The 24234-nt window shown below is 68.4% G+C and carries 23 protein-coding genes; 13 read left to right on the plus strand and 10 right to left on the minus strand.

Annotation, left to right across the window (positions count from 1 at the left end; translation table 11 throughout):
• Nucleotides 1-22 precede the first annotated feature (22 nt).
• Entirely contained in the window at nucleotides 23-673 is a 651-nt protein-coding gene (locus tag ACZ5LB_RS14500) for a uracil-DNA glycosylase (RefSeq protein ID WP_464602922.1), read from the minus strand.
• Between the two features lie 238 nt (nucleotides 674-911).
• Between ACZ5LB_RS14500 and ACZ5LB_RS14505 the strand changes: the two genes are divergently transcribed.
• Genes ACZ5LB_RS14505 through ACZ5LB_RS14515 form a run of 3 tightly spaced genes read left to right on the plus strand, consistent with a single transcriptional unit; the run spans nucleotide 912 to nucleotide 2263 of the window.
• Nucleotides 912-1439: an RNA polymerase sigma factor gene (locus ACZ5LB_RS14505; protein WP_464602923.1), complete on the plus strand. Its 528-nt coding sequence runs from the start codon at nucleotides 912-914 to the stop codon at nucleotides 1437-1439.
• Nucleotides 1426-1932, plus strand: a complete 507-nt coding sequence (locus ACZ5LB_RS14510) for a hypothetical protein (RefSeq protein WP_464602924.1) — start codon at nucleotides 1426-1428, stop codon at nucleotides 1930-1932. Before ACZ5LB_RS14505 ends, ACZ5LB_RS14510 begins: the two co-directional genes overlap by 14 nt.
• A gap of 43 nt (nucleotides 1933-1975) precedes the next feature.
• Nucleotides 1976-2263 (plus strand): hypothetical protein, encoded by a 288-nt coding sequence (locus tag ACZ5LB_RS14515; RefSeq protein WP_306598174.1) that lies wholly within the window; start codon nucleotides 1976-1978, stop codon nucleotides 2261-2263.
• A 27-nt stretch (nucleotides 2264-2290) separates the two neighbouring features.
• Here the strand turns inward: ACZ5LB_RS14515 and ACZ5LB_RS14520 are convergent, their stop codons facing one another.
• On the minus strand, nucleotides 2291-4084 hold the full coding sequence (locus tag ACZ5LB_RS14520) for a helicase-associated domain-containing protein (protein WP_464602925.1): 1794 nt from the start codon (nucleotides 4082-4084) through the stop codon (nucleotides 2291-2293).
• A gap of 289 nt (nucleotides 4085-4373) precedes the next feature.
• On the opposite strand from ACZ5LB_RS14520, the gene ACZ5LB_RS14525 reads away from it, so the two are divergent.
• Complete coding sequence (locus ACZ5LB_RS14525; RefSeq protein WP_464602926.1) at nucleotides 4374-6125, plus strand: DNA repair helicase XPB; 1752 nt, start codon at nucleotides 4374-4376, stop codon at nucleotides 6123-6125.
• Between the two features lie 10 nt (nucleotides 6126-6135).
• Here the strand turns inward: ACZ5LB_RS14525 and ACZ5LB_RS14530 are convergent, their stop codons facing one another.
• The 3 genes from ACZ5LB_RS14530 to rimO are packed head-to-tail and all read right to left on the minus strand — an operon-like array spanning nucleotide 6136 to nucleotide 8538.
• A complete protein-coding gene (locus ACZ5LB_RS14530; protein ID WP_464602927.1) occupies nucleotides 6136-6681 on the minus strand; it encodes a phosphatidylglycerophosphatase A family protein in 546 nt (181 codons plus the stop codon).
• On the minus strand, nucleotides 6681-7130 hold the full coding sequence (locus ACZ5LB_RS14535) for an OsmC family protein (RefSeq protein WP_464602928.1): 450 nt from the start codon (nucleotides 7128-7130) through the stop codon (nucleotides 6681-6683). The genes ACZ5LB_RS14530 and ACZ5LB_RS14535 overlap by 1 nt, the downstream gene beginning before the upstream one ends.
• 31 nt (nucleotides 7131-7161) lie before the next feature.
• Nucleotides 7162-8538: a 30S ribosomal protein S12 methylthiotransferase RimO gene (gene rimO / locus ACZ5LB_RS14540; protein WP_464602929.1), complete on the minus strand. Its 1377-nt coding sequence runs from the start codon at nucleotides 8536-8538 to the stop codon at nucleotides 7162-7164.
• Between the two features lie 70 nt (nucleotides 8539-8608).
• Here rimO and ACZ5LB_RS14545 point away from each other — a divergent pair, with 70 nt between their 5' ends.
• From ACZ5LB_RS14545 to asnS, 8 genes are all read left to right on the plus strand, one after another.
• Entirely contained in the window at nucleotides 8609-10189 is a 1581-nt protein-coding gene (locus ACZ5LB_RS14545; RefSeq protein ID WP_464602930.1) for an adenylate/guanylate cyclase domain-containing protein, read from the plus strand.
• 115 nt (nucleotides 10190-10304) lie between these two features.
• Nucleotides 10305-10700 carry a PilZ domain-containing protein gene (locus ACZ5LB_RS14550; protein WP_464602931.1) on the plus strand — a complete coding sequence of 132 codons (396 nt, stop codon included), beginning with the start codon at nucleotides 10305-10307 and terminating at the stop codon, nucleotides 10698-10700.
• Nucleotides 10701-10724: 24 nt separating this feature from the next.
• Nucleotides 10725-11081, plus strand: coding sequence for a response regulator (locus ACZ5LB_RS14555; protein WP_464602932.1), 357 nt, complete (start codon nucleotides 10725-10727; stop codon nucleotides 11079-11081).
• Between the two features lie 32 nt (nucleotides 11082-11113).
• The gene (locus tag ACZ5LB_RS14560; RefSeq protein WP_464602933.1) at nucleotides 11114-11683 is read left to right on the plus strand and encodes a hypothetical protein; all 570 of its coding nucleotides are present in this window, start codon (nucleotides 11114-11116) and stop codon (nucleotides 11681-11683) included.
• A 3-nt stretch (nucleotides 11684-11686) separates the two neighbouring features.
• A complete protein-coding gene (locus ACZ5LB_RS14565; protein ID WP_464602934.1) occupies nucleotides 11687-13195 on the plus strand; it encodes a chemotaxis protein CheW in 1509 nt (502 codons plus the stop codon).
• Nucleotides 13196-13198: 3 nt separating this feature from the next.
• A complete protein-coding gene (locus tag ACZ5LB_RS14570; RefSeq protein ID WP_464602935.1) occupies nucleotides 13199-15322 on the plus strand; it encodes a chemotaxis protein CheA in 2124 nt (707 codons plus the stop codon).
• Nucleotides 15319-16254 (plus strand): chemotaxis protein CheW, encoded by a 936-nt coding sequence (locus ACZ5LB_RS14575; protein WP_464602936.1) that lies wholly within the window; start codon nucleotides 15319-15321, stop codon nucleotides 16252-16254. The genes ACZ5LB_RS14570 and ACZ5LB_RS14575 overlap by 4 nt, the downstream gene beginning before the upstream one ends.
• A 54-nt stretch (nucleotides 16255-16308) precedes the next feature.
• Nucleotides 16309-17607, plus strand: coding sequence for an asparagine--tRNA ligase (gene asnS, locus ACZ5LB_RS14580; protein ID WP_464602937.1), 1299 nt, complete (start codon nucleotides 16309-16311; stop codon nucleotides 17605-17607).
• Between the two features lie 7 nt (nucleotides 17608-17614).
• Here asnS and ACZ5LB_RS14585 read toward each other — a convergent pair whose 3' ends face one another.
• Genes ACZ5LB_RS14585 through ACZ5LB_RS14595 form a run of 3 tightly spaced genes read right to left on the minus strand, consistent with a single transcriptional unit; the run spans nucleotide 17615 to nucleotide 18993 of the window.
• The gene (locus ACZ5LB_RS14585) at nucleotides 17615-18112 is read right to left on the minus strand and encodes a DinB family protein (RefSeq protein ID WP_464602938.1); all 498 of its coding nucleotides are present in this window, start codon (nucleotides 18110-18112) and stop codon (nucleotides 17615-17617) included.
• 8 nt (nucleotides 18113-18120) lie between these two features.
• Entirely contained in the window at nucleotides 18121-18390 is a 270-nt protein-coding gene (locus ACZ5LB_RS14590) for a DUF493 family protein (RefSeq protein ID WP_464602939.1), read from the minus strand.
• A 15-nt stretch (nucleotides 18391-18405) separates the two neighbouring features.
• On the minus strand, nucleotides 18406-18993 hold the full coding sequence (locus tag ACZ5LB_RS14595) for a YceI family protein (protein ID WP_464602940.1): 588 nt from the start codon (nucleotides 18991-18993) through the stop codon (nucleotides 18406-18408).
• 186 nt (nucleotides 18994-19179) lie between these two features.
• Here ACZ5LB_RS14595 and ACZ5LB_RS14600 point away from each other — a divergent pair, with 186 nt between their 5' ends.
• Nucleotides 19180-20187: a DUF2231 domain-containing protein gene (locus ACZ5LB_RS14600; protein ID WP_464602941.1), complete on the plus strand. Its 1008-nt coding sequence runs from the start codon at nucleotides 19180-19182 to the stop codon at nucleotides 20185-20187.
• Here the strand turns inward: ACZ5LB_RS14600 and ACZ5LB_RS14605 are convergent, their stop codons facing one another.
• Both ACZ5LB_RS14605 and ACZ5LB_RS14610 read right to left on the minus strand, forming a co-directional pair.
• Nucleotides 20188-21579: a C45 family autoproteolytic acyltransferase/hydolase gene (locus ACZ5LB_RS14605; protein WP_464602942.1), complete on the minus strand. Its 1392-nt coding sequence runs from the start codon at nucleotides 21577-21579 to the stop codon at nucleotides 20188-20190.
• Nucleotides 21576-24209: an FtsK/SpoIIIE family DNA translocase gene (locus ACZ5LB_RS14610; protein ID WP_464602943.1), complete on the minus strand. Its 2634-nt coding sequence runs from the start codon at nucleotides 24207-24209 to the stop codon at nucleotides 21576-21578. Before ACZ5LB_RS14610 ends, ACZ5LB_RS14605 begins: the two co-directional genes overlap by 4 nt.
• Nucleotides 24210-24234 lie beyond the last annotated feature (25 nt).

A 24234-nucleotide genomic window follows, 5' to 3' on the forward strand; every position in this document is an offset into this window, starting at 1 on the left:
GTTTCGAAGGCCTAGTTTGGCATCATTTGGCCGTGGCGTGATTCTCGGCCAGCCAGTTCCTGGCGGCCTGGAGATCCGACCATACGGCCCTTCGCACGTCCTGGGTGTACTGCCGCAGCACGTAGGCGGGATGGAAGGTGGGCATCACGGGGATCCCGCCCAGCATGTCCAGGGTGTGCCACTGCCCGCGGACCCGCGTGATGCCGGTCGTCACGCCCAGGAGCTCGCGCAGGGGCGTCGCGCCCAGCGTGACGATGACCGCGGGGCGGACCAGCTCGATCTGGCGCCGCAGGTAGGGCAGGCAGCGCTGGGCCTCGGCGGGGGTGGGGGTGCGGTTGTCCGGGGGCCGGCACTTCACCACGTTGCAGATGTAGACCTGGTTCCGCTCGAAGCCCATGGCCCCCAGCATCTTGTCCAGGAGTTCCCCGGCCTTGCCCACGAAGGGGCGCCCCTGCAGGTCCTCGTCCCGTCCAGGCCCCTCGCCCACGAAAAGGATCCTCGCCTTGGGGTCGCCCTCCCCGAAAACGAACTTCATGCGGCCGGCCCCCAGGGGGCAGGCCAGGCACCCCTGGATGCAGGCCTCCAGGTCGGCCAGGCTCCCGGCCGCCTCCACCAACTCCTGGGGGGGAAGAGCCTTGGGCCCGGAGGGGGGGGGAGGGGCGGGCGCCGTCATTGTTTTTTCCAATACGGCCTTTTGCTCCACAATGTTTTTTTGGGGCACAACAGGGGTATCAGGAAGGATCTCGGGTTGGTATGGTGGAGGAACCAGACCGATCACCCCCAGGTCCTGGAGGGTGTCGCGCCAGTGGTGGAAATGCCCGCTCATGGTCCTAGAGTACCCAATTCCACGAAGGGGATCACATTCCGGGAACATTTGCCTCCCCTTCATCATTTAGAATTCGGAGCCATGCATGGAGCCGTTCAATCCACCGGATCTTCCCTTCGGGGAAACCACTGACTTTCACGAAATTTTTTCCTGCCTCTATCCCCGTTTGGTAAGCTACGCACGGCGCTACGGCGCCACTTACCCGGAAGATATTGCCCAGGAAGCTTTCGTCATTCTCATGCAGCGGGAAACCCCCGTCGAACATCCCACCGCCTACCTCTACGGTACCGTGCGCACCCTTTCCCTCACGGAGCGCCGGCCCCTGAAGAACCAGTCCATCAGCCTTGAAGCCGTCATGGAGCAGGGCAAGGGACCGGAGGCGGACGACGACCTGCTCAGCCAGGAGGTCCGGGAGCGGATGAAGACCCTCTCCCCCACCTTCCGCGAGACCCTCTGGCTCTTCGTGGTGGAGGACCTCTCCATCCGCCAGATCGCGGAAATCCTCGACATCCCCGAAGCCACCGTCAAGACCCGCATCCACCGCGCCAAAGCCCACCTCAGGAACCAACTCAATTCGACCGGAAACTCTGGAGGCCTTCATGTCCTGGCTTGACCCCCAACGCAGCCAAGAACCTTCAGGCGACACGGCGCTGCGGGCCGAACTCCGTTCCCTCCTCGGCATGAAGCCGCGCAACTACTTCGAATCCGAGCCCACCCCCGAGCTCATCGCCCTGGCCGACGACCTCCGCAAGGAGGCCCGGCGCCGCAACCACACCGCCCGGCGCCGCAGCCACTGGATGCTCCTGGCCGCGGCCCTGCCCCTGGCCGTGGCCTTCGGCGGCGTGAGCCTCTGGGGCATCGCCCAGAAGCACAAGGCCGAGGACCTGGCTTCCGCCATGGTGCAGAAGGAGGCCGAACTCACCCGCATGGCCGCCTCCGTCAAGCGCACGCCCGTGCCGGACAAGTCCGTCCAGGTCCAGCAGCCCGTCCTGGTTTCGGGCCGCAAGCAGTCCAAGCCCGCCACCAAGGGCAAGGAACTGGTCATCCCCATCGAACGTCCCGCCAACGTCATCCCCCAGGACACCCAGCAGGTGAAGGCCCACTGATCCGCGTCCGTTTCCGGCTAGAATCGGACCTGGAGCGACGCCCATGTCCAGCGGAATGGAACTACTCATCTTGATCTGCTCCGCCCTGGCTGCGGCCCTGGCGGGGATGAGCGTCTTCAGCAACAGCCGGCCGCCCGACGGCCGCATCAACCAGGTGATGGACGAGGTGGAGGAGCTCAAGGGGCTCCTGAACCAGATGCAGAAGTCCATCCTCCAGTTGGAGCGGAAGTTCGACAAGGAATCCAAGGACGGCCGGGCGGAATTCAAGGACGTCCTGGAAAAGGTGGCCGAGCGCATCGACAAGCGGATGGTGGAGCTGGGCAACCTCTGAACCACCCGGGTCGTCCCAGGGCTTCGGCTAGACCGCCTGGGGATGCATGGGCGGCGTCCAGCCGCGCTCGTTCAGCAGCCTTACGCCCATTATGCGGCTCAGGCGGAAGCTCATCACCTCCTGGTGCAGGTGGCAGAATCCCCGCAGGTGCTCGCCGTCCACGCCCTGGGGGGTCACCTTGCGCAGCTGGGGGCGGTGCGCGGCCAGGGGCAAGTAGGTGAGTTCCACCATGAGGTTGTAGCTGGCGGCGTATTCCAGGATGCGCGTGGTTTCCTCGGCGGCCTGGGCGCCCATGCCCATGTGAAGCATGGGCACCCGGCGGCGGATCTCCTGGTGCAGGTTGGGGTCCTCGGCCTGGATGCGCTGGAGGGCGGCGTGGATGATCTGCCGCACGGGGTCCAGGTGGTGGTTCATGCCCTGCTCGTCCACGAAGGAAAGGCAGGCCAGGGACCAGAGGTAGAGGGCCTCGTCCCCGTCGATGCTCACGGGCAGGAAGCGGCCGGGCTTGGGCAGGAAGCCGGCCTGCTTGAGCAGGGCGAAGGCGTTGCCGGGTCCGTTGGCCTCCAGGACCGTCCCGGAGACGCGCTGCAGGTTGAGGGTGGCCAGTTCAGGGCGCAGCAGGAGCTCGTCGGCCAGGGCCTCGGTGCGGGCCTTCACCAGGCGGCAGCCCTGCTGGACCTCCACTTCGCCCAGGCGCCGGGCCAGATCCTCCAGGAGTTGCGCCAGGGGCTGGGGCACCGCGGCCGTCGGGGCGCCCAGGAGGCTGTTCATCTCCTCCAGGGTCAGGCCCATGTCCAGGGCCCGGATGAGGGTGTCGGAACCCACCCGCAGGCTCACCATGGCGTCCAGGGTCTCCACCTCGGCCATCTGCGCCACCCGCAGGAGGCGGTGGGGATTCTGGACCATGGGGGTGAGGACTTCCAGGGTGGGCTGGATGACCAGGGGCTGGTGGGCCATGAAAAGGGTCCAGTGCCCTTCGGTTCCCCGGTGGTCCCTCAGGAGGTACTCCTGGGCCAGGGTCTCCCCGTGGGGGGAAAGGGTCACGTGGGCGCCCTCGGCATCCAGGCTCACCAGGCCCATGCGGCCCAGGAAGGGCAGGAACACGGTCTCGGTGCGGTTCACGTCCAGGGGGTGGAGCGTCTGGAGGAAGGCCAGGAAGGGCCTCACGGCCAGCACCTGTCCCCGGCGTTCCAGCAGGTGCTGCATGAGGAAGGTGCGGTCCTCCGCGGGGGGCATGTTCCAGAGCTTGAGATCGTGCTCGAGGAGGATGGCGAAGGCCCGTTCCGGAACCCACCGGGGGGAGTGGGAGAGCACGGCGGGCAGCAGGGTGTCCACCCGGCCCTCGCGGTTCCACAGGAGGCCCAGGCGGTGCAGGAGGCCGAAGATGAGGGTGGCGTCGCGCTCGTCCTTGAGCAGGGCGTTCTTCTGGAGGAGCTGGCCCAGTTCCTTCTTGGCGGGCAGGCCGCCCTTCAGCACCCGGATCCCGCCCATGCAGCGCAGCAGGACGGAGGTGAGGGCCAGGGCGAAGCCGTAGGGCTGGGCCGGGATGAGGGCGACGTCGGTTCCGCCCTGGAAGCAGAAGGCGGCGTCGTCGAAGTCGGCCAGGGCGTCGGCCACCCGGCCGGGAACGGCCCAGCCCTCCCCCGCGGGGAGGATGAGGCCCAGGGCCAGCAGCTCGCCCTGGAAGGCCGCGTCGGGCTGGACCTCCTCCTCGGCGAGGCGCTTGAGGGCGGTCAGCTTGGTCCCGTCCAGGTCCAGCAGGGTGTTGGTGAGCTGTTTGTTGTCCTCCAGATGGAAGACCATGGTCTTGAGGAGGCGCATGCGCCCCTCGGGCCCCTCCTGCCAGTACTGGGGGACCGGCAGCTTCCTCCGCTGGCAGATGGCGCGGAGCTGGTCGTCAGTGCAATTGCATAGGAGCTGATAATGCGAAGGCGCCATGGGTCCTCACATGCACCGGGCTGTGCCGGGGGGGCCGATCGGTAATGACCGATCAGTTTCTCATGTTTCAGGGGCAAACGTGAGGGGGAAATCCGGTCACCCCACCCCCGCCCACCGGTGCGTTGACCCTGGGGTCGACTCCTTCTAGTCTCAACCTTTTGGACCTTGCCGCGTGATCGCCCTTCGTCCGGACAACCCCCTGATCGTCCAGAGTGACAGGACCCTTCTCCTGGAAGTGGCCCACCCGTCCTTCGAGGAGGTGCGCGACGAACTGAGCCGCTTCGCGGAACTGGTGAAGTCGCCCGAGCACATCCATACGTACCGCATCACGCCGCTGTCCCTGTGGAACGCCTCGGCCTCCGGGGTCACCTGCGACGAGATGGCCTCCACCCTCAACCGGTGGTCCAAGTATCCCGTGCCCCAGAACCTCCTCCAGGAGATCCAGGACCACGGCACCCGCTACGGCAGGCTGCGCCTGGTGGTGAAGGACGGCCGGCTGGCCCTGGAGATGGACGACCGGGGCCTCTTCTACGAACTGGAGAACCAGCGCAGCCTCCAGGAGCACCTGGCCGAGCCGTATCCGGACCAGCGTGGCATCTTCCTGGCCGACGGCAAGCGCGGCGAGGTGAAGCTCCAGCTCATCCGCCTGGGCCACCCCGTGCAGGACCTGGCGGGCTTCAAGCCCGGCGACCCCCTGGCATTCACCCTGCGGGACACCCTGGCGGGCACCGGCAAGCCCTTCGGGCTGCGGCCCTACCAGCAGGCCGCGGTGGACGTCTTCCACGCCGGCGGCGGGCCCGAGGGCGGCGCCGGCGTCCTGGTGCTTCCCTGCGGCGCGGGCAAGACCGTCATCGCCATCGGCTGCATGGCCCGGCTCCAGACGCGCACCCTGGTGCTCACCACCAACGTCACCGCCGTCAAGCAGTGGAAGCAGGAGCTCCTGGACAAGACCTCCCTGCGGGACGAGGACATCGGCCTCTACACGGGCGACACCAAGGAAATCCGCCCCGTCACCATCGCCACCTACCAGATCCTCACCTACCGCAAGAGCAAGGGCGCGCCTTTCGAACACTTCAAGATCTTCGAGGCGGCCAACTGGGGGCTCGTCATCCACGACGAGGTGCACATGCTGCCCGCGCCGGTGTTCCGCGCCGTGGCGGAGCTCCAGGCCAAGCGCCGCCTGGGCCTCACGGCCACGCTCGTGCGCGAGGACGGCAAGGAGGAGGACGTCTTCTCCCTCATCGGTCCCAAGCGCGTGGACGTGCCCTGGAAGACCCTGGAGAAGAGCGGCTTCATCGCGGAAGCCCACTGCCTGGAGATCCGCGTGCCCCTGCCCTCCGACGAGCGCATGGACTACGCCGTGGCCGACTCCCGCGCGCGGTTCCGTATCGCCTCGGAGAACAGCCTGAAGCTGGTGGTCATGGACGAGCTCCTGGCGGGGCACCCCGGCGACAGCGTGCTGGTCATCGGCCAGTACCTGGACCAGCTGCGCATCATCGGCGAGCGCCTGGACGCGCCGGTCCTCACGGGCCAGACCCCCGAGCGGGAGCGGGAGGAGCTGTACCGCGCCTTCCGGGCGGGGGAGCTCAAGGTGCTGATCGTGAGCAAGGTGGCCAACTTCGCCATCGACCTCCCCGACGCGAGCGTGGCCATCCAGGTGAGCGGCACCTTCGGGTCCCGCCAGGAGGAGGCCCAGCGCCTGGGGCGCATCCTGCGGCCCAAGGGGGAACGCAACATCAGCTTCTTCTATTCGCTGATCTCCAGGGATACCACCGAGCAGGAGTTCGCCCGGAACCGCCAACTGTTCCTCACCGAGCAGGGCTACCGCTACCTCATCGAAAGCCGGCACCTGGACGGCGACGGCCTGAGCGAGCCCACGGTGTGGCGCCAGATGCTCGCCGAATCCGAGCCGCTGGCGCCCTGACACCTCTGACTCAGATCCCCGCCAGGAGCCGCGCGGCGGCCGGGTGCAGCAGGAGCACCACGGGAATGGCGTAGAGCCCGGCCACCACGTCGTCGGCCACGATCCCCTCGCCTCCCGGCAGCACCTGGATCTGACGGATGGGCCACGGCTTCCAGATGTCGAAGAGCCGGAAGGCCAGGAAAGGAACCGCCAGCGAAGCCGCCAGGCGCCAGCCCCCGGGCTGCAGGAGCCGGGGCAGGCCCCCGGCGATTTCCCACCGCGCGGGCCAAAGGGCGATCCACAGCCCGGCCCACTCGTCGGCAACGACGTAGCCGGGGTCCTTGTGCCCCGTCTCGGCCGTCACCCGGTCCGAGGCGGCCACGGCCAGCCAGGTCATGCCCAGGGGCGCGGCCAGGAAGAGCAGCTCGGAACCCCAGCCCCCGGGAGCTCCCAGGAGGGGCGTGATCAGGCACCAGAAGACGAGCCCGGCCAGGGAGCCCCAGGTGCCGGGCGCGGGGCGCAGGCGGCCCGAGCCCAGGCCCGTGGCCACCCACCACGCCCAGCGCTTCGCCCGCATCAGGCGTCCACCACGTCGGGCTCCAGGATCACCTCGCCGTTGAAGGAGTTCGCGATGACGCAGTACTTGTGGGCCTTCTCGAACATCTCCCGCACCTTGTCGTGGCTGGTGCCGGGGGCCACGGTGATCGTGGGCTTCAGGGTGATGGTCGCCACCCGGGTGAGGCGGTCCACGGTCTCCATGGCGGCCTCCGACGCCCCCTCGTAGGCGGTGACCGTCAGGCGCACCTTGGCGGCCAGGGCCAGGAACGTGAGCATGTGGCACTGGGCCATGGCCGCGGCCAGGAGGTCCTCGGGGTTCCACCGGGACGTGTCGCCGCCGTTGGCGGGGCTGCTGCTGGCGGGGACCGGGTCGGGCGCGCCGGGCTTGGCGAGGTGCGAGGAGCGGCTGTACGCGGGATCCTGGGTGCTGCCCTTCCAGCTGACGGTGACGGGGAATTTCTCGGACATTACGAGCCTCCTTGGCGACAGTCTAGCGGGATCACGAACGGGCCCGCCGGGATTCCTCGTAGCGGCGCACGGCCGCTTCGGCGCCGCCTTCCACCACCTCGCCCACCAGGTCGTAGGCGTGTCCCTTGGTGATCCGCACGGACTGGATGGTGCCAGGCACCACGTCCCCGCCCACGATGAGCACCCCGCCGTCCACCTCGGGGGCCTGCCCCCGGTGGCGGCCCTTGAAGACCATGTCGGTCTCCTCGTGGGTGCCCTCCACCAGGACCTCCAGCACCCGGCCTTCCAGGCCGCGGTTCCGCTCGCGGCAGATCTTCTGCTGGAGCTCCATGAGGATGCGCTTGCGGCTGTTCTTGGTGCGCGCGGGGACCGGATCGCCCAGGGCGTAGGCCGAGGTGCCCTCCTCCAGGGAGTAGGTGAACACGCCCACGTGCTCGAAGCGGGCCTCCTCCACGAAGCTGCGCAGCTCGGCGAAGGCCGCCTCGTCCTCCGTGGGGAAGCCCACGATGAAGTTGGACCGGATGAAGACGTCGGGGATGATGCGCCGGGCCTTGGCCAGCAGCTTGAGGAAGGTCGCGCGGCCCCCGCCCCGGGCCATGGCCTTGAGGACGCCGGCATCCCCATGCTGCAGGGGCATGTCCAGGTACTTCGCGCAGTTGTGGGTTTCGGCGATGGCGTGGAGAAGGCCGTCGGTGAGGCGGTTGGGGTAGGCGTAGTGGATGCGGAACCAGGCCAGGCCCTCCACCTCGCCCAGGGCGCGCACGAGCTTTTCCAGGGCGTCCGGATCCCCCAGGTCGCGGCCGAAGTCGGTGGTGTCCTGGCCCACCAGGTTGATTTCCAGGACGCCGCCGGCCACCAGGCGCCGGGCCTCGGCCACCACGCTGGCGATGGTCCGGCTCCGCTGGGGCCCCCGGATGGCGGGGATGATGCAGAAGGCGCAGCTGTGGTCGCAGCCTTCGCTGATCTTCAGGTAGGCGCTGGCCTTGGGCGTCGTCAGGAGGCGGGGGCTGGCCTCGGTGTACAGGTAGCCGGGGTCCCGCTCGGGCTCGAAGAGCCGGTCGGAGGCACCCAGCACCTCGGCGATGTGCTCGATGTCCCGGGTGCCCAGGCAGGCGTCGATCTCGGGCATGTCGGCCAGGAGCTGGTCCCGGTAGCGCTCCACCATGCACCCGGCCACCACCAGCTTCCGGCAGGCGCCCTCCTTCTTGTACGAGGCGGCCTGGAGGATGGCCTCGATGCTTTCCTTCTTGGCGGATTCGATGAAACCGCAGGTGTTGACCACCAGGATCTCCGCCTGGGCGGGGTCGGGGGTGATGGTGAAGCCCTTCAGCCTGAGGTGGCCGAGCATCACCTCGCTGTCCACGAGGTTCTTGGGGCAGCCCAGGGACATGAAACCTACTTTGGCCATCCGGCCTCCTTGACCCTTCAGAATAACGTTATCGGTGCTATTCTCTGCATTCTGCTGAGAGTGGAAGGCCATGAAGATCATCCTGCTCGTCGAAGGGGCCCGCCGGACGGTGGAACTCACGGAAGAAGGCATCACCGTGGGCCGGGGCGATGCTGCGACGGTGCGGATCTCCTCCAATGCGGTCAGCCGTGTGCATGCCCGCTTCTTCCTCAAGGGCGGGCAGGTCCATGTGCAGGACCTTAAATCCATGAACGGCACAACCTTCCGGGACGCCCCGGTGCTGGAGCCGACCCCCCTGCGCCCCGGAGACACGATCCTCCTGGGGGAGGTTCCCGTTCAGTGGCTGGACGAGGGGGTGAGCGCGCCCACCCCGCCCGCGCTGGTCCTGTCCAGGCCGCACACCGAGGCCCGGATCGCCCTGGAAGACCGGGCTTTCGACACCTCCGGCAGCATCATGGTGCCCCATTCCACCCTGGAGGACCTGCTGGCCAAGCATCAGGCCGGCCAGGCTCCCGCCGAGGCGGAGGCCCTCTTCTCCCGCCTGGCCTCCATGGCGGGCAAGCTCCTGGGGGCCGCCGGCCTGGCGGAGCTGCTGGAATCCGTCATGAGCCTCATATCCGGCCAGATCCCATGCCAGCGGGGTTTCATCCTCCTCGCGGACGCCAGCGGGGACCTGGTACCGGAGTTCGTCTGGGAGGAGAAGCCCGGGGTCATCACCACCCCCATCAGCCGAACGATCGCACGGACGGCAATGACCGCCAAGGTCACCATCCTCACCACCGACGCCCGGGTCGACCCCCGGTTCTCGGCGGGGGAGAGCATCAAGATCCACGGCATCTCCTCGGCCCTGTGCGCCCCGCTCATCGTGGACACCCAGGCGCTGGGGGTGATCTACCTGGAATCCAGCCTCAACAAGGGCGGCTTCAAGCGGGAGGATGAGCACCTCCTTTCGGCCATGGCCAATTTCGCCGCCGTGGGCATCCAGCGGGAACGGGAGACCCGGTTCCGCCAGCGCCTGGAGCGCTACCACAGCCCCCAGGTGGTCAACGAGATCCTGAAGGCCGCCCAGAACCTGGACGCCCCCATCCTCCAGGCCCGGCGCTGCGAGATCTCCGTCCTCTTCGCGGACATCTCGGGCTTCACCCGCATGTCCGAGGGCATGGAGCCCCTGCAGCTGGCCACCATCCTCAACCGATCCTTCGAGGTCATGACCGACCAGATCTTCATCCGGGGGGGGACCCTGGACAAGTACATCGGGGACGCCATCATGGCCTTCTTCGGGGCCCCGGCGCCGGACCCCGACCATGCGCTCCACGCCGTGGAGGCGGCCAAGGCCATGCAGCAGGGCCTCAAGTTCATGAACGGGAACCGCCCGGCGGGCTATCCCGAACTGCGCATGCGAATCGGAATCAACAGCGGCGAGGCCTTCGCCGGGGACATCGGCTGCGAGAAGCGCATGGACTACACCGTCATGGGCTCCACCGTGAACCTGGCTTCCCGCCTGGAGAGCAGCGTGGCCGGCCCCGGCCAGATCGCCATCGGCCCCAGGACCGCTGAAATATTGCAATCAAAAGACTTTATCCAACTCGGCCCGGTCTCCCTCAAGAACATCGAACAGGAGGTGCGGCCCTTCCTGGTGCCCTGGGAATGAGCGGAGGCGCCCCGGCCTTGGACGTACCCCCCATCCGCATGTTGAAATGAACTGTCCAGACTCAAATTCAAGCCGGGAGTCCGCCCCTCCGATCACCCTGCACAGGAAGGTCCCCATGTCCTCCGAACGCCGAAACTACCGAAGGATCCCAGGTGGCGCCACCGTTGGCTTCCAGGAGCTCTCCTTCGCCCGGGAGCCGGAGCCCGCCACCAGCGTCTACGGCGACATCTCCGGCGGCGGCCTCCTGCTGAACTCCCCCCGGGAGCTCCCCCTGGAGACCCTCCTGAAGCTGGAGATCCGGGTGCCCGGCTGGGGGCGGCACCAGAACCACTTCGGCCCCGCCGCCGAGGCGGACCTGAGGCCCCTGGTGGCCGTGGGCAAGGTCGTCCGGGTCGAACACCTGGAAAGCGGTGAATATGAACTTGGGGTAAAATTCCTCAACGTTTATCCGGATGACCAGGCGGCCCTCATGAAATTCATCGATGCCGCAGCAATGGCTGAAGAGAAGTAGGATATTGACCTAAAAGGAGCTCCCTTGAAGATCCTAATCGTGGACGACTCTTCGACGATGCGCCGCATCATCATCAACACCCTTTCCCGCATCGGGTACACCGACGTGGTGGAAGGGGAGCACGGCAAGGCGGGCCTGGAAAAGCTCGCCCAGGGCGGTGTGGAGATGATCATCACCGACTGGAACATGCCGGAGATGGACGGCCTGGAGTTCGTGCAGACCGTGCGCGGCCAGAACACCACCATTCCCATCCTCATGGTCACCACCAACGCCGCCAAGGAGGATATCGTGCAGGCCCTCCAGGCCGGGGTGAACAACTACGTGGTCAAGCCCTTCACGCCCGAAACGCTCAAGGAAAAGATCGAGTCCCTGCTCGGCTAGACCTCCCAGCACCACCCCCGAGGGGAGGCACCATGGATCAATCCGAAATCGACGCCCTCATGAAGAACGCGCCGGACAAGCCCGGCAAGGCCGGGAAGGAGGCCGGGCCCGCCAAGGCGCCGGCGGGTCCGGCCCCGGACGCCCAGGGGCACGTGATCTCCGAACTGGACGCCGTCACCGCCGTCACGGAGCGGGAGACCAACAAGGTCATGGACCAGCTGGACCTCATCAGCACCCTGGTGGGCCAGCAGCAGTCCCTGATCACGGGCCTCATGGCCCATCCCTCCGCCCAGGACGCCTCGGTGCAGGACGCCGTCCGCCAGATCATGGCCGCGGGCAAGGACATCCAGGACAAGGTCTACGAAGCCATGGACCTCATGCAGTTCCAGGACATCACCCGCCAGAAGCTGGAGCGGATCGTCCATCACCTGCGCCAGATCCACGACTACATCGTGGACCTCCTGGGCACGGGCCTGAAGAGCGAAGGCGAGCGGGCCTCCATCAGCCGCACCATCGCCACCACCGGCACCACTCCGGACGAGAAGAAGACCCACGCGGACTCGGTGGTCGAGGAATTCAAACGAAGCCAGACCAAGGAATGATCCATGGCAACAGCTGAAGTCCAGGCCAGACAGGCCCATGAGTTCGTCCCCTCCGGCCAGTTGGTGACTTTCACCCTGGACGGCGTGGAGTTCGGTCTGGACATCGACCGGGTCCAGGAGATCACCCCCCGAACCGACATCACGCCCGTGCCGGGCGCGCCCAGTTTCGTGCTGGGCGTGGTGAACCTGCGCGGCATGATCATCCCGGTGCTGGACAGCCGGCTGCGGTTCCACCTGCCCCCCAAGCCCCCCACGGACAAGACCCGCATCATCATCCTGGGCCTGGCCGGCCAGCCCACGGGGCTCATGGTCGATTCCGTGGCCGAGGTGGTCAAGCTCGACGACTTCACCCTGCGGGACACGCCGCCCCTGGTGGCCGGGGTGCGCAGCGAGTACCTGGCCGGCATGGTCACCACCGGCGACCGCCTCATCACCCTGATCAACCTCGAGAAGATCCTGGATTCCGCGGAATTCGGGCACCGCGAGGTCCTGGCCGACACCGCGGCCGGCGCGTCCACCTTCATGTCGCAGGAGACGGCCGTCGAGCTCATCGAGGACGAGCTTCCCTTCGTCACCTTCACCCTGGGCCGGGAATCCTTCGGCATCGACCTCAAGCTGGTGGAGGAGATCATCGAGATCCCCACCATCACCAAGGTGCCCGACGCCCCCCCCTACGTGCTGGGCGTCATCTGCCTGCGGGACCAGGTGCTCCCGCTCCTGGACTTCATCCAGCTCCTCCAGGTCGAGCCCGCCGAGAACCCCACCGCCGGGGACATGGTCATCCTCCTGAGCTTCGGCGCGGCCAAGCTGGGCATCGTGGTGGACGGCATCCAGGAGATCATCCGCATCAAGAAGGAGGAGATCCTTCCGCCCCCGCAGACCCTCAGCGAGCGCGAGAGCCGCGACCTGGAGGGCGTGGTGGTGCGGTCGGACCGCATGGTGAGCCTGCTCAAGGTGCTGGACATCATCACCGGCGAGGACCAGGCCAAGATCGCCGCCATGAGCACCAGCCTCATCCAGGAAACGACGGAGGAGCACGCCGACAGCTTCGAGCTGCCGCTGGTCGTCTTCCGCCTGGGACCCGAAGCCTACTCCCTGCGCCTCCACGAGGTGCGGGAGATCATCATGGTCAGCAACATCACCCCCGTGCCCCGGGCGCCCTCCTTCATCGAAGGCGTCCTGAACCTCCGGGGCGAGGTGATGCCGGTCATCGACCTGCGGGAGCGGTTCGGACTGGAGCGCCAGGCCGCCACCAACCTGTCCCGCATCGTCATCACCCCCATCGGCGGCGTGTCCACGGGGCTGGTGGTGGATTCCGTGGACGAGGTGAAGTCCGTGGACCAGCGGCGCCTGGAGGAGCCCCCCAGGGTGACCGCCGTGGGCGCCAACGCCTTCATCGAGAAGGTGGCCCGCACGGACCAGGGCGTGGTGTTCCTGCTCAACGTCCAACGCCTGCTCACCGACGTGGAGGGCCAGCAGCTCCAGGTCTTCCAGGGAAAGAAAAAGGGCTGAACCATGAGCGAATTCTCCCTGGACGACCCCAGCTTCTACGAAGACTTCCTTGTGGAGGCCGGGGAGCATTTCGAGCTCATCGAGCAGAACTTCCTGACCCTCGAGGAGGCCCCGGGCGACCTGGAGATCCTCAACGCCATCTTCCGCTCCGTGCACACCATCAAGGGGGCCTCGGGCTTCCTGGGCCTGGCCAAGGTCCAGGCGCTGGCCCACATCGGCGAGAACATCCTCGACGACCTGCGCAAGGGGCGCATGAAGGTGAACCCCGAGGTGATGGAGGTGCTCTTCGAGACCGAGGACACCCTCAAGGTGCTGGTGAACGACGTGGCCGTGAACCTGCGCAAGCAGGGCGCCCCGGCCGATCCCGACACCTCCGGCCTCATCGCGCGCCTGGAGGCCCTCAAGGGCGGCGGCAAGCCCGCGGCCCAGGCCCCCGCCGCGCCCGCCGCACCCGCCGCCAAGGCCCAGGGCCTCCGGGTTCCCGCGGGCCTCGAGGACATGGACGCCGAGGCCATCCAGGCCGCGGAGGAGGCCCTGAACCAGGGCGTCCCCGTCATGGCCCTGAAGGTCACCCTCCTCCCCGCCCTGCTGGGCACGCCTTTCAATCCCCTGTCCATGATCTCCATGGTCGACCTTGTCGGCCGCTTGATCCACTCGTCCAAGATTATGAAGTACCTGGATCTGGAGCAGTTCCGCCCGGATGAGCTGCCCTTGGGGCTGCTGCTCCTGCTCACCCCCGCGGAGTCGCCGGATTCGGTGCGCAAGCTCTTCGACGGCGTCAAGAACGTGGCCATCGAGTACTTCGACCTGGCCCTGGGGGAGCCGCCCGCGGCCGAGGCGGCGGAAGCGCCCGCCGCCGGCCCCGTGACCGAGGCCCGCAAGGTCCAGGACAAGCCCCAGGATACGGGCAAGGCCGCCAACGACACCATCCGGGTGAGCCAGGCCAAGCTGGACAATTTCATGAACACCGTGGCCGAGCTGATCATCAGCAAGACCATGATCGCCCACATCGTTGAACGCCTGGAGGGCGAGACCCTCACCCCCGGGGCCGACGCGCTGGTGAAGGAACTGCGCCGCTCGTCGGTGTACCTGGACCAGGTGAGCAAGGAGATCCAGGCCTCGGTGCTGGGCATCCGCATGGTGCCCGTGAAGACCATCTTCACCAAGTTCCCCCGCATGCTCCGGGACCTGGCCAAGGCCTCCGGCAAGAAGATCGAGCTGCAGATGGTGGGCGAGGACACGGAAATCGACAAGAGCCTCATCGAGGAACTCAGCGACCCCCTCATCCACCTCATCCGCAACAGCGCCGACCACGGCATCGAGATGCCCGACGTGCGCGCGGGTTCCGGCAAGTCCGAGACCGGCACCGTCGTGCTCAGGGCCCGCCACGAAGGCGACTCCGTCCTGGTGGAGATCGAGGACGACGGCAAGGGCATCAACCCCGCCGTGATCCGCTCCAAGGCCGTGGAGAAGGGCATCCTCACGCCCGAGAAGGCCGAAAGCATCACCGACGACGAGGCCATCAACCTGATCTTCCTGCCGGGCTTCTCCACCGCCAAGCAGGTCACCGACATCAGCGGCCGCGGCGTGGGCATGGACGTGGTGAAGTCCAACGTCCGCAAGCTCAACGGCAGCGTTTCCGTGACCAGCTCCGTGGGCCGCGGGTCCATCTTCACCATCAAGCTGCCGCTGACCCTGGCGATCATCGACGCCCTCCTCATGCGCAGCGGGGGCCAGGTCTTCGCCCTGCCGGGCACGGCGGTGGAGGAGACCCTCCTGGTGCCCCGGGAGACCCTCAGCCACCTCACGCGCCGCAAGGCCATCAACCTCCGGGGCGAGGTCCTGGGCGTCACCCGGCTCAGCGACCTGCTGCACTTCAAGCAGGGCTCGGCCGAGCTTTCCGAGGACGAGGAGCTGCCCGTGGTGGTGGTGTCCACCGGAGGCCGGCGCATGGGCGTGATCGTGGACGCCTTCCTGCGCCGCCAGGAAATGGTGATCAAGCCCCTGGCGCCCTACCTGGCGAGCCTTCCGGGCATTTCCGGCGCCAGCATCATGGGCGACGGCGGCGTCGTGCTGATCCTCGACCCGGCCGAACTGCTCATGCTCGCCGTCCAGGAGGGCCTGTGAGCCTTGCCGCGGCGCCCGGGGTAACCCCTGAACCGGCGGCCGGAGCCGTCCGGGAGGGGCAGTACCTCAGCTTCGAGCTGGCCGGCCACACCTACGCCGTGCCCCTGGCCCAGGTGGCGGAGATCACCCCCCACCGCGACCTGAACCAGATCCCCCACATGCCCCGGAGCGTCGAGGGGCTGCTGGACCTGCGCGGGCAGTCCATCCCCGTCATCAACCTGCGCCTGCGCATGGGCATGGAGCCCCTGGCTTCCGAGCTCTCGCACAACATCATCGTCCTGGACATGGGGTCCTCCAGCAACGTGGGCCTCCTGGTGGACCGCGTCGCCTCCGTCGTGGAGGCCACCCGCGAGCAGATGGTGCCCGCCAGCGCCCTCCTCGCCGGTCCCGACGGGGCCTGGGTGCAGGGCTTCATCGTCCAGGAGGAGCGCATCACCGCGCTCCTGGACAGCCGGCTCATCACCACCTTCCACAGCGCCCGGGCCCACGGCCTGGGCCTCCACCCGGGCCACGACGTGGAGGAGGCCCTGGACGCCGGCCTCAAGGACCTCATCGCCGCCGCCCCCCTGCGGGTCGAATCCGACGCCAGCCGGATCATCCCCCAGATGGAGGAGGCCATCACGCACACCGAGCAGGAGATGGAAAAGGTCCTGGGGAAGGTCGAGACCATGCTGGCCGACACCGACAAGAGCTTCAAGGGCCTGATCCGGCTCAAGCAGGAGGCGGGCCTGGGCCACATGAAGGGCCTGGAACCGGTGCTGGCCCAGGTGGAGGCCCTGGGATCCCGCATGCAGGACGAGGTGTTCGACCTGATCCAGAGGCTGCAGTACCAGGACATCGCCCGCCAGAAGCTGGAGCGGGTCCTGAACCACATCCGCGGCCTCCAGATGATCGTCGGCTCCAAGTTCCGGGACATGGGCCACAAGGCGTGACTTGGGCTTGAGCCCGATCCGCGCCATGATGGAGGGGTATCGCTGGAGCCTGACGTGGACCACCCCCTTACCGAAATCCGCCACCTGAAGCAGCACATCGGTCAGACCGTGACCCTCCGCGGGTGGGTCCGCAATGCCCGGACCAGCAAGACCCGGTTCATCGACCTGCGCGACGGCTCGGGTTTCGTTCAGTGCGTTGTGGGCGCCGCCGAGGCGGATCCGGAGAGCTATGAGCTGGCGGGCAAGCTCACCCAGGAGGCCGCCGTCGTCCTGGAAGGCCGGGTCCAGCAGCACCCGAAGACCGGCGAACCCGAGATCCTGGCCACCAAGGTCGCCCTGATCGGCGAGAGCGTGGACTACCCCATCACCCCCAAGGAGCACGGCACCGCCTTTCTCATGGAGAACCGGCATCTCTGGCTGCGCAGCAAGCGGCAGTGGGCCATCCTCCGGGTGCGCCACACCATCGCCAAGGCCATCCGGGACTTCTTCGACGGCGACGGCTTCACCCTCCTGGACGCCCCCATCCTGACCCCCAGCGCCTGCGAGGGCACCTCGAGCCTGTTCGGCACCCAGTACTTCGACGAGGGCATGGCCTACCTCAGCCAGTCCGGCCAGCTCTACCAGGAGCCCGGGCTCGCCGCCTTCGGCAAGACCTACTGCTTCGGCCCCACCTTCCGGGCCGAGAAGAGCAAGACGCGCCGCCACCTCACGGAGTTCTGGATGGTCGAGCCCGAAGTGGCCTTCGCCCACCTGGAGGACGTGATGGTCCTGGGCGAGCGCATGACCAAGTTCATCCTCCAGCGGGTCCTGGAGGGCCGGCGGGAGGAGCTGGCCATCCTGGAGCGCGACCTGGCCCCCCTGGAGACCGCCCTGAACGCCACCTTCGACCGCATGACCTACACCGAGGCCGTGGACCGGCTGAAGGAGCTGGGCAGCGACATCAACTGGGGCGAGGACTTCGGCAACGACGACGAGACCATCCTCATGAACGCCACGGACCGCCCCCTCTGGGTCCACCGCTTCCCCAAGTCCTTCAAGGCCTTTTACATGGAACCGGATCCCCAGGATCCCAAGCTGGCCCTGGGCGCCGATCTCCTGGCTCCCGAAGGCTACGGCGAGGTCATCGGCGGCGGCGAGCGGGCCTCGAGCCTTCATTACCTCCTGGACCAGATCGCCCACGAAGGCCTGGACCGCGCGGACTACGAATGGTACCTGGACGTGCGCAAGTACGGCAGCGTCCCCCACGCCGGCTTCGGCCTGGGCCTGGAGCGCGCCGTGGCGTGGATCTGCAAGCTCCCCCACGTGCGCGAGACGGCGCCCTACCCCCGCATGATGGGCACCATCCGGCCCTGACGGAAGCTCAGCGCCGGTCCCCCCGGAACCGGGCCTCCGAGAGGAACCGCTCGATCTGCCTGCGGTGGCGCAGCACGTGGACGATGGCGTGCTCGATGAGCTGCTCCATGTCGTAGATCCGTCCGGACCGGGCCGTGATGCGCGCACTGAACACCACGTCCCAGGGCAGGTCCCACCGGCCTTCGAAGGTCCCGGCAAGGGCGCCGGCCATGGCCTGCAGCTCGTGGACCGCGTCCAGGGGGGTGCCCACCTGGAATTCGGGCGTCACGTAGGGCAGGCCCAGGCTCCCCCGCAGGCGTTCCGCGTACCCGTGGCCCGAACGCACCACGTGTCCGGCCACGGTGCGGATGGAACGGCAGTCCTCGTCCTCCGTCTCCCGGTCCCGCACCACGTCGTAGGCCACCTGGGTGAGGGGGCCGATGATCTGGACCAGGTCCGCGACGGCCCGGTCCAGTTCGTCCATGAGGGCGCCCAGGGCGCCGGGCCTTCGGACCGTCGGTTTCACGTGAACTCCTAGAGTTGCATCACCACCCCGGGCAAGCCCTGCAAGGCCGCCCGCAGGGGCGCCTCGGCCCGCTCATGGGGCAGGGTCACCCAGAACGTGAAGCTGGTGTAGGCGCCCTTTTGGTTGGAGGCGTGGGCCCGGTCCGCGTCGGGCTGGGGGCCCAGGTGCTCCAGGATCAGAGCGGCCATGCGCTGGGGATCCATCTCCGCGCCGCGGCCGATGACCTTCAGGGGCACCCTTTGGGGAAAGGCCTGGGCGGGGCGGGGGCAGCTGTCCATTCCGGGATTATAGCCTCACTTGGCGGGCGGCTTGGGGGCCTCGAAGAAGCCCACCAGCAGGAGGTTGAGTTCCACCTGCTGCTTCAGGCTGATCTTGGCGGCGATGCTGTCGGTCCCCACCCCGAAGGCGAGGCGGTCCAGGGGTACCGTGGCCCGGTAGGACCAGGTCCGCTTGCCGGCCCCGTTCATGCCCTCGGAGGCCAGGAAGGGGATGTCCAGTTCCTGGCTCTTGCCGTGCATGGTGAGGGTGCCGTGCACCGTCACCTTGTCCCCTTCCCGGGTCACCTTGCTGGAGGTGAAGCTGATGGCCGGGTACTTGGCCGCGTCGAAGAAGTCCCCCGAGCGCAGGTGGTTGTCCCGGCTGGTGTTGGCCGTGTCGATGGAGGCCGTTTCGATGTCCAGCTGGATCTGGGCGTCGGTGGGGTTCGACGGCGTGCCCTTGACCTGGAGCTTGTACCGGTCAAACCGGCCGGGCACGTCGAACAGGACGGTCTGGGCCTTGAAGCCCAGGACGGTGTGGGTGGTGTCCACCCGGAAGACCTGAGGTTCGGCCGCCAGGAGGCCGGAGGCGAGGGCGAGACCCAGGAGGATGCGGGAAAGCATGGTCGGCTCCGGAGGGGAGGGCCCCTTCCCGGGCGGGGATGGGTGCCTGGTGATGGACCTTGGTTGCCGGGGTTTCCGGAGGCGTGACCGGAAATGTGTGAAAACCTCAGATTCCAAGGGTATGGATCTTGGAAACGAGGCAGAATACATACAAAACTTCCTATTCACCCCCTGGACGCCTGCCCCATGAACTGGACAGCCTGGATCGCAAGCAAGCACGCCCTCCTCGTGCACCTGCCCATCGCGGCGGCGCTCATGATCCCCATCCCCATCATCGCGGCCCAGCGCGGGGGCCGGGGGATCCGCCCCTGGTGGACCACCTGCCGCTACCTGGCCTGGGTCGGCACGGTGGGTTCCATCCTGGCCGTGGCCAGCGGGTTCTACCTCGGCCGCGCCAACGGGAGCCTCGCCGCAGGGACCTTCTGGGGGCCCGCCACGGCGGGGATGCCCTACCTGTTCCGGGTCCACGAGATCGGCGGCGTGGCCTCGGTGGTCCTGGGCGCCCTGTGCCTCAAGGCCCTCTACCGCCGACGGCAGGAACACCAGGGCATCGGGTTCCCTGCCCTGCTCGCGGGCCTGGCCTGGTGCTTCCTGTCCTACCTCTCCTCCTATTCCGGGGCCGTCATGGGCGGTCAGCGCCCGGCCCCCCCGCTCCTGGTGGCCCCCCCGAACTTCGCCGCGGCCACACCCGCCCCGGCCCCGGCACCGCCGCCCCCGGCCCCGGCGCCCCAGGACCCCGAGGCCCAGGCCCCCGTGCGCGCCCTGAACTACCTCGCCCTTCGCGCCCTCCACGCCGAGCCGGTGAAGTCCGGGCCCCACGGCAACCGCTGGATCCGCGTGTGGGTGAGCCCCGGGGCGGAGCAGGCTTACCGCGCCGGCGAGAAGCTCCCCGCGGGCGCCCTGGTGGTCATGAACACCCTGGAGGACCGCTGGGGCCGCCCAGGCTTCGAGCAGGGCCCGCTGTACGCCCTGGAGACCGGCACGGACGGCAAGCCCCGGCTCACCTTCTATTGGCCCCAGGTGCCCGAGGCCCGCAGGGCCGAGACGCAGGGCGCCGCCAGCGCCTACTGGCGCGGGGACGACCCGCGCCTGGCCTCCTGCGGGTCCTGCCACGCCGAGGGCCCTGCGCCCAGGAAGGACCGGAGCGTCTGGGTGGTGCCCCGAAAGCCCAGGGCCGAAGCCCCGGCTTCCTGATCAGCGCGTCTCGCCGGCCCTGAACTCCACCCAGGGCTGGGTGGGGCGGCTGGGCAGGATGCCCTTCAGCCACTCGAACTGCGGGTGTTCGGCCAGGAATTTCGGTGCGTCGAAGGGCCGTCCGCAGGCGGTGCCGAAGCGCGCGGCGAAGGCCATCCGCCGGGCCATGGAGGCGTCCAGGACCTTCCCGTCGGTGGTGCCCGAGGGATCGTAGGGGACATCACCGGGGGACTCGGTCTCCAGCTCGAAATGGCCGCACAGGGTACGGCCCCCGGGGTGCTCCTCCCGGCGCGACACGTCCCAGTGGTCGGCCTCGAACGCCTTTCCCAGCGCCACGTCGATCTTCCCCCGGTGCTGCGCCATGAGCTGGCGCCACCGCAGGCGGCGGGCCACCTTGGAGGTCGTGATGTCGGTGTCCCGGGTGGTGGTCTCGAAGCGGAGGATCCGCGGATCCTCGGCGATGTTGGAACCCGTGAAGTAGCCGTCGGCCTTGCGCTCGAAGCCCACGTAGCGCAGGCCCAGCTCCAGGCGCGCGATCTCCTTGCGGTTGATGTCGCCCAGCAGCCACGCGTTGGCGTAGCCGCCGTTGTTGCCGGTCTTCATGATCGCGCACCAGCTGTCGATGCCGTCGGCGTACTGGGTTGCGCGGCGCATGCGCGCGAACTCTGGAACGCCGCCCTCCTCGTAGGGCTGGAAATCGCCGATGGTGGTCTCGGTGCCCACGAGACCGGCGTCCGTGATGAAGAAGTCCGTGCCGCTGTGGATCCAGCCCGGAACGCCCTGCATGAGGATGTGGTGGCCCTTGTCGGGCACGATGTCGAGCACCAGGTTGGTCTGGGGGTCCTGGAAGCCGCTCATGTTGTTGTGGCCCATGACGAGCTCGCCGCCGGCGGTGTAGGAGCCGATGGCGATGAAGGCGCTGCAGGACTCCTTCACCCGGGGCTCGGGCCGGGCGTTGCGGATCCGGGCCAGCTCCTGCGGCCACCAGTAGCCGGAAAGTTCGGTCGAGCCGTTGTACACGGCGAGCTCGTTCCGGGTGGTGGCGACGCCGGCGGCGGCGAGCCCTTCGGCCATGCCCGCCAGCTCCTCGAGGTTCTCGGCGTCGATGCCCGGCACGAAGAACACCGTCGCCTTCTCCACCAGGCTCGCCCAGGACGTCGCGGTGTCCCGTTCCCAGCCCCTGCGGATGGCCACGAGGCCGCCCTGGATCTCGCGCGCGAGCAGGTACCCGTGCTGGAAGCCCCGGGCCCGGGGCCCGCCTTCCAGGTGCAGGTAGATCCATCCCGCACGCTCGAAACGGCTCCCCTTGGCGCACAGCGCCTTCTGGGCGTCGGTGAGCGGAGCCGCGAGCAGCGGCACACACGCGAAAGCCACCAGCATGCGCATCCTCATTCCTCCCCTGCGAGCACTTCCCTGGGTTTGCCGGCGCCGCGGTCGCCGCCGATGATGCCCTCGTCCTCCATGCGGTCGATGATGCGCGCGGCGCGGCCGTAGCCGATGTTCAGCTTGCGCTGGAGCAGGCTCGTGGAGGCCTTGCGCTCGCGCTTGACCACCGCCACCGCGCGGTCGTAGATGTCGTCGCCGCCGGCGGCGGGCTCCTCCGCGCCGCCCAGGGCCAGCTCGTCCTCGGTCTCCATGGCGCACAGCAGGGCGCGGTTGTAGTCGGGGCGCCCGCGCTCCTTGAGCCATTCCACCAGGCGCAGCGTCTCCTCCTCGGTGAGCAGGGGCGCATGGATGCGCTTGGGCCGGGCATTGCCGGGGGCCAGGAAGAGCGCGTCCCCCTTGCCCAGAAGCTGCTCGCCGCCGCCCGAATCCAGGATGGTGCGGCTGTCGATCTTCGTGTTGACGCGGTAGCTGAGGCGGCTGGGAAGGTTGGCCTTGATCACGCCCGTGACGATGTCCACGGAGGGGCGCTGGGTGGCGAGGACCAGGTGGATGCCCACGGCCCGGGCCTTCTGGGCGATGCGGGCGATGCTCTCCTCCACCTCGGCGCGGCAGACCATCATGAGGTCGGCCAGCTCGTCGATGACCACCACCACGTACGGCAGGTGTTCCAGCACCGGGGGCCGTTCGGGCCAGCGCGGGTTGGGGGTGCGGTCGCTGATGTCGATCTCGCCGCCGGCCTCCACCACCTTGGCGTTGAATCCCTCCAGGTTGCGCACGGAAAGCAGGGCCAGGCGCTTGTAGCGGTCCTCCATCTGGGACACCACCCACTTCAGGACCCGGCCGGCCTCCTTCATGTCGGTGACCACCGGCGCCCACAGGTGGGGAATGTCCTCGTAGATGCCCAGCTCGACCATCTTGGGGTCCACCAGGATGAGTTTTACCTCGTTGGGCATGGCGCGCAGGAGGATGGAGCAGATCATGGCGTTGACGCCCACGCTCTTGCCGCTGCCGGTGGAGCCGCCGATGAGCAGGTGGGGCATCTTGGCCAGGTCGGCCACCACGGGGTGGCCCGCCATGTCCTTGCCCAGGGCCAGCGTGAGCAGGCTGCGGGCGTCCTTCTGGGAAGGGTCCCGGAAGGCGGGGCTGTCCACCACCTCCCGGAAGCTGATGACCTCCCGGTGGCGGTTGGGCACCTCGATGCCCACCAGGTTGCGGCCCGGGATCCGGTCGATGCGCACCTTCTCGGCCTGGAGGCCCAGGGCCAGGTCCTCCTCCATGCTCAGCACCTTGGCCACGGGCACCCCGGGGTCGGGCTGGAACTCGTAGACCGTGACCACAGGCCCCGGCTGGAGCCCCGTGACCGTACCCTTGACCTTGAACTCGGTGAACTTGGCCTGCACCAGGGCCCGGGTCGCCTCCAGCAGGGCCAGGTCCTGGCGGTGCTCGGCCTGGGGTGGATCGAAGAGCCGCCGGGGCGGGAGCTCCAGCCGGTCCACGATGCCGGTCCCCGCGACCTCCTCGGGGGCGGCCTTGGGTGGGGCGGCCTTGGCCGCCGCGGGCGGGTGTGCGGCTTCCCGGGGCGCCGCGGGACGGGGCTTGGGGGCGGGCAGGGCCGGCAGGGGGTGCGCCGGGGTGGGTTCGGTGAGCCCCAGGGGCTGCTGCTCCACCACACGGCCGTAGCCGTCCTTCTCCACCTTGGGGGCCACCAGCGGGGCCTTGGGCGGGGGCGGCGGGGGCAGGTTGCGCAGCAGCACGGGGGGCGGGAGGGGTTCGGCCGGGGTCCCGTACCGCTCGGAGATGAGGATGGCCGGGTCCTCGGGGATGTCCTCGGGGCCCACGTCCAGGTGCAGGGAATGGATGACGGGCAGTTCCAGCTCCCCGCCGCGGTTGTTCTTGCGGTAGCTGGCGGAGGCCTCCATCGCCCGGGCCATGGCGTCGATGCCTTCCTGCTCCTGCCGGCGCCGTTCGGATTCGCGGGACATTTCCACCGCGTCCTGGGCGTCCAGGTCCGGCACGTCCCGCTGGGCCGACACCCGCAGGAAGGGGCGCCGGATCATCGCGATGAAGGTGCGGGCGCCCTTGGCGGGCAGCGGCTTGAACCAGGGCAGGGCGCTCTTTCCCAGCCACCCCGCCACGACGTTGCCGGTGCTCCGCGCCAGCACGGGCGCCAGCAGCATCAGCGCCAGGGTGATGAGCAGCGCCAGCACCAGCGGGAGCCCCACGGGCCCCAGCAGCCTGCGGCAGGGGGGCCACAGGGTCTGTCCCAGCCACCCTCCCCAGCGCAGGGCGATGACCTGGGAGCCCTCCCCGTGCCAGAGCCGGGGCCCCAGGCCCCCGAGGAGCGTCCACACGGAAAGCGCCAGGGCGCCCCAGGCGATGCGCCGGGGCCAGAGGGTCGTGCCCGAGGGAAAGCATTCCCAGAGGATGTACATGGGCACGAGCCAGGCGCCGGCGCCCACCAGGGTCTGGAGGGTTCCGGCCAGGAGGGCCCCGAAGGTTCCGCACAGGTTGTTGATGGGCATCCCCACCCCGCCCTGGGAGAAGGGATGGGGGTCCAGCGGGTGATAGCTCATGAGCGATAGGCCCATCACCAGGGCGAAGGCCCCTGCCAGCACTCTGAGCAGGATCCTGCCCATACCTTTCACGCTTCCTCCGGTCATG

Source organism: Mesoterricola sp. MK458 (assembly GCF_055384935.1).

What these genes read in the sequence shown, in the direction of transcription:
- ACZ5LB_RS14500 (WP_464602922.1), bottom strand. Translation starts at nt 673, where the DNA reads ATGACGGCGCCCGCCCCTCCCCCCCCCTCCGGGCCCAAGGCTCTTCCC.
- ACZ5LB_RS14530 (WP_464602927.1), bottom strand. Translation starts at nt 6,681, where the DNA reads ATGCGGGCGAAGCGCTGGGCGTGGTGGGTGGCCACGGGCCTGGGCTCG.
- ACZ5LB_RS14510 (WP_464602924.1), top strand. Translation starts at nt 1,426, where the DNA reads ATGTCCTGGCTTGACCCCCAACGCAGCCAAGAACCTTCAGGCGACACG.
- ACZ5LB_RS14595 (WP_464602940.1), bottom strand. Translation starts at nt 18,993, where the DNA reads ATGCTTTCCCGCATCCTCCTGGGTCTCGCCCTCGCCTCCGGCCTCCTG.
- ACZ5LB_RS14560 (WP_464602933.1), top strand. Translation starts at nt 11,114, where the DNA reads ATGGATCAATCCGAAATCGACGCCCTCATGAAGAACGCGCCGGACAAG.
- ACZ5LB_RS14590 (WP_464602939.1), bottom strand. Translation starts at nt 18,390, where the DNA reads ATGGACAGCTGCCCCCGCCCCGCCCAGGCCTTTCCCCAAAGGGTGCCC.
- ACZ5LB_RS14515 (WP_306598174.1), top strand. Translation starts at nt 1,976, where the DNA reads ATGTCCAGCGGAATGGAACTACTCATCTTGATCTGCTCCGCCCTGGCT.
- ACZ5LB_RS14610 (WP_464602943.1), bottom strand. Translation starts at nt 24,209, where the DNA reads ATGGGCAGGATCCTGCTCAGAGTGCTGGCAGGGGCCTTCGCCCTGGTG.
- rimO (WP_464602929.1), bottom strand. Translation starts at nt 8,538, where the DNA reads ATGGCCAAAGTAGGTTTCATGTCCCTGGGCTGCCCCAAGAACCTCGTG.
- ACZ5LB_RS14535 (WP_464602928.1), bottom strand. Translation starts at nt 7,130, where the DNA reads ATGTCCGAGAAATTCCCCGTCACCGTCAGCTGGAAGGGCAGCACCCAG.
- ACZ5LB_RS14545 (WP_464602930.1), top strand. Translation starts at nt 8,609, where the DNA reads ATGAAGATCATCCTGCTCGTCGAAGGGGCCCGCCGGACGGTGGAACTC.
- ACZ5LB_RS14605 (WP_464602942.1), bottom strand. Translation starts at nt 21,579, where the DNA reads ATGAGGATGCGCATGCTGGTGGCTTTCGCGTGTGTGCCGCTGCTCGCG.
- ACZ5LB_RS14550 (WP_464602931.1), top strand. Translation starts at nt 10,305, where the DNA reads ATGTCCTCCGAACGCCGAAACTACCGAAGGATCCCAGGTGGCGCCACC.
- ACZ5LB_RS14565 (WP_464602934.1), top strand. Translation starts at nt 11,687, where the DNA reads ATGGCAACAGCTGAAGTCCAGGCCAGACAGGCCCATGAGTTCGTCCCC.
- ACZ5LB_RS14600 (WP_464602941.1), top strand. Translation starts at nt 19,180, where the DNA reads ATGAACTGGACAGCCTGGATCGCAAGCAAGCACGCCCTCCTCGTGCAC.
- ACZ5LB_RS14520 (WP_464602925.1), bottom strand. Translation starts at nt 4,084, where the DNA reads ATGCGCCTCCTCAAGACCATGGTCTTCCATCTGGAGGACAACAAACAG.
- ACZ5LB_RS14505 (WP_464602923.1), top strand. Translation starts at nt 912, where the DNA reads ATGGAGCCGTTCAATCCACCGGATCTTCCCTTCGGGGAAACCACTGAC.
- ACZ5LB_RS14570 (WP_464602935.1), top strand. Translation starts at nt 13,199, where the DNA reads ATGAGCGAATTCTCCCTGGACGACCCCAGCTTCTACGAAGACTTCCTT.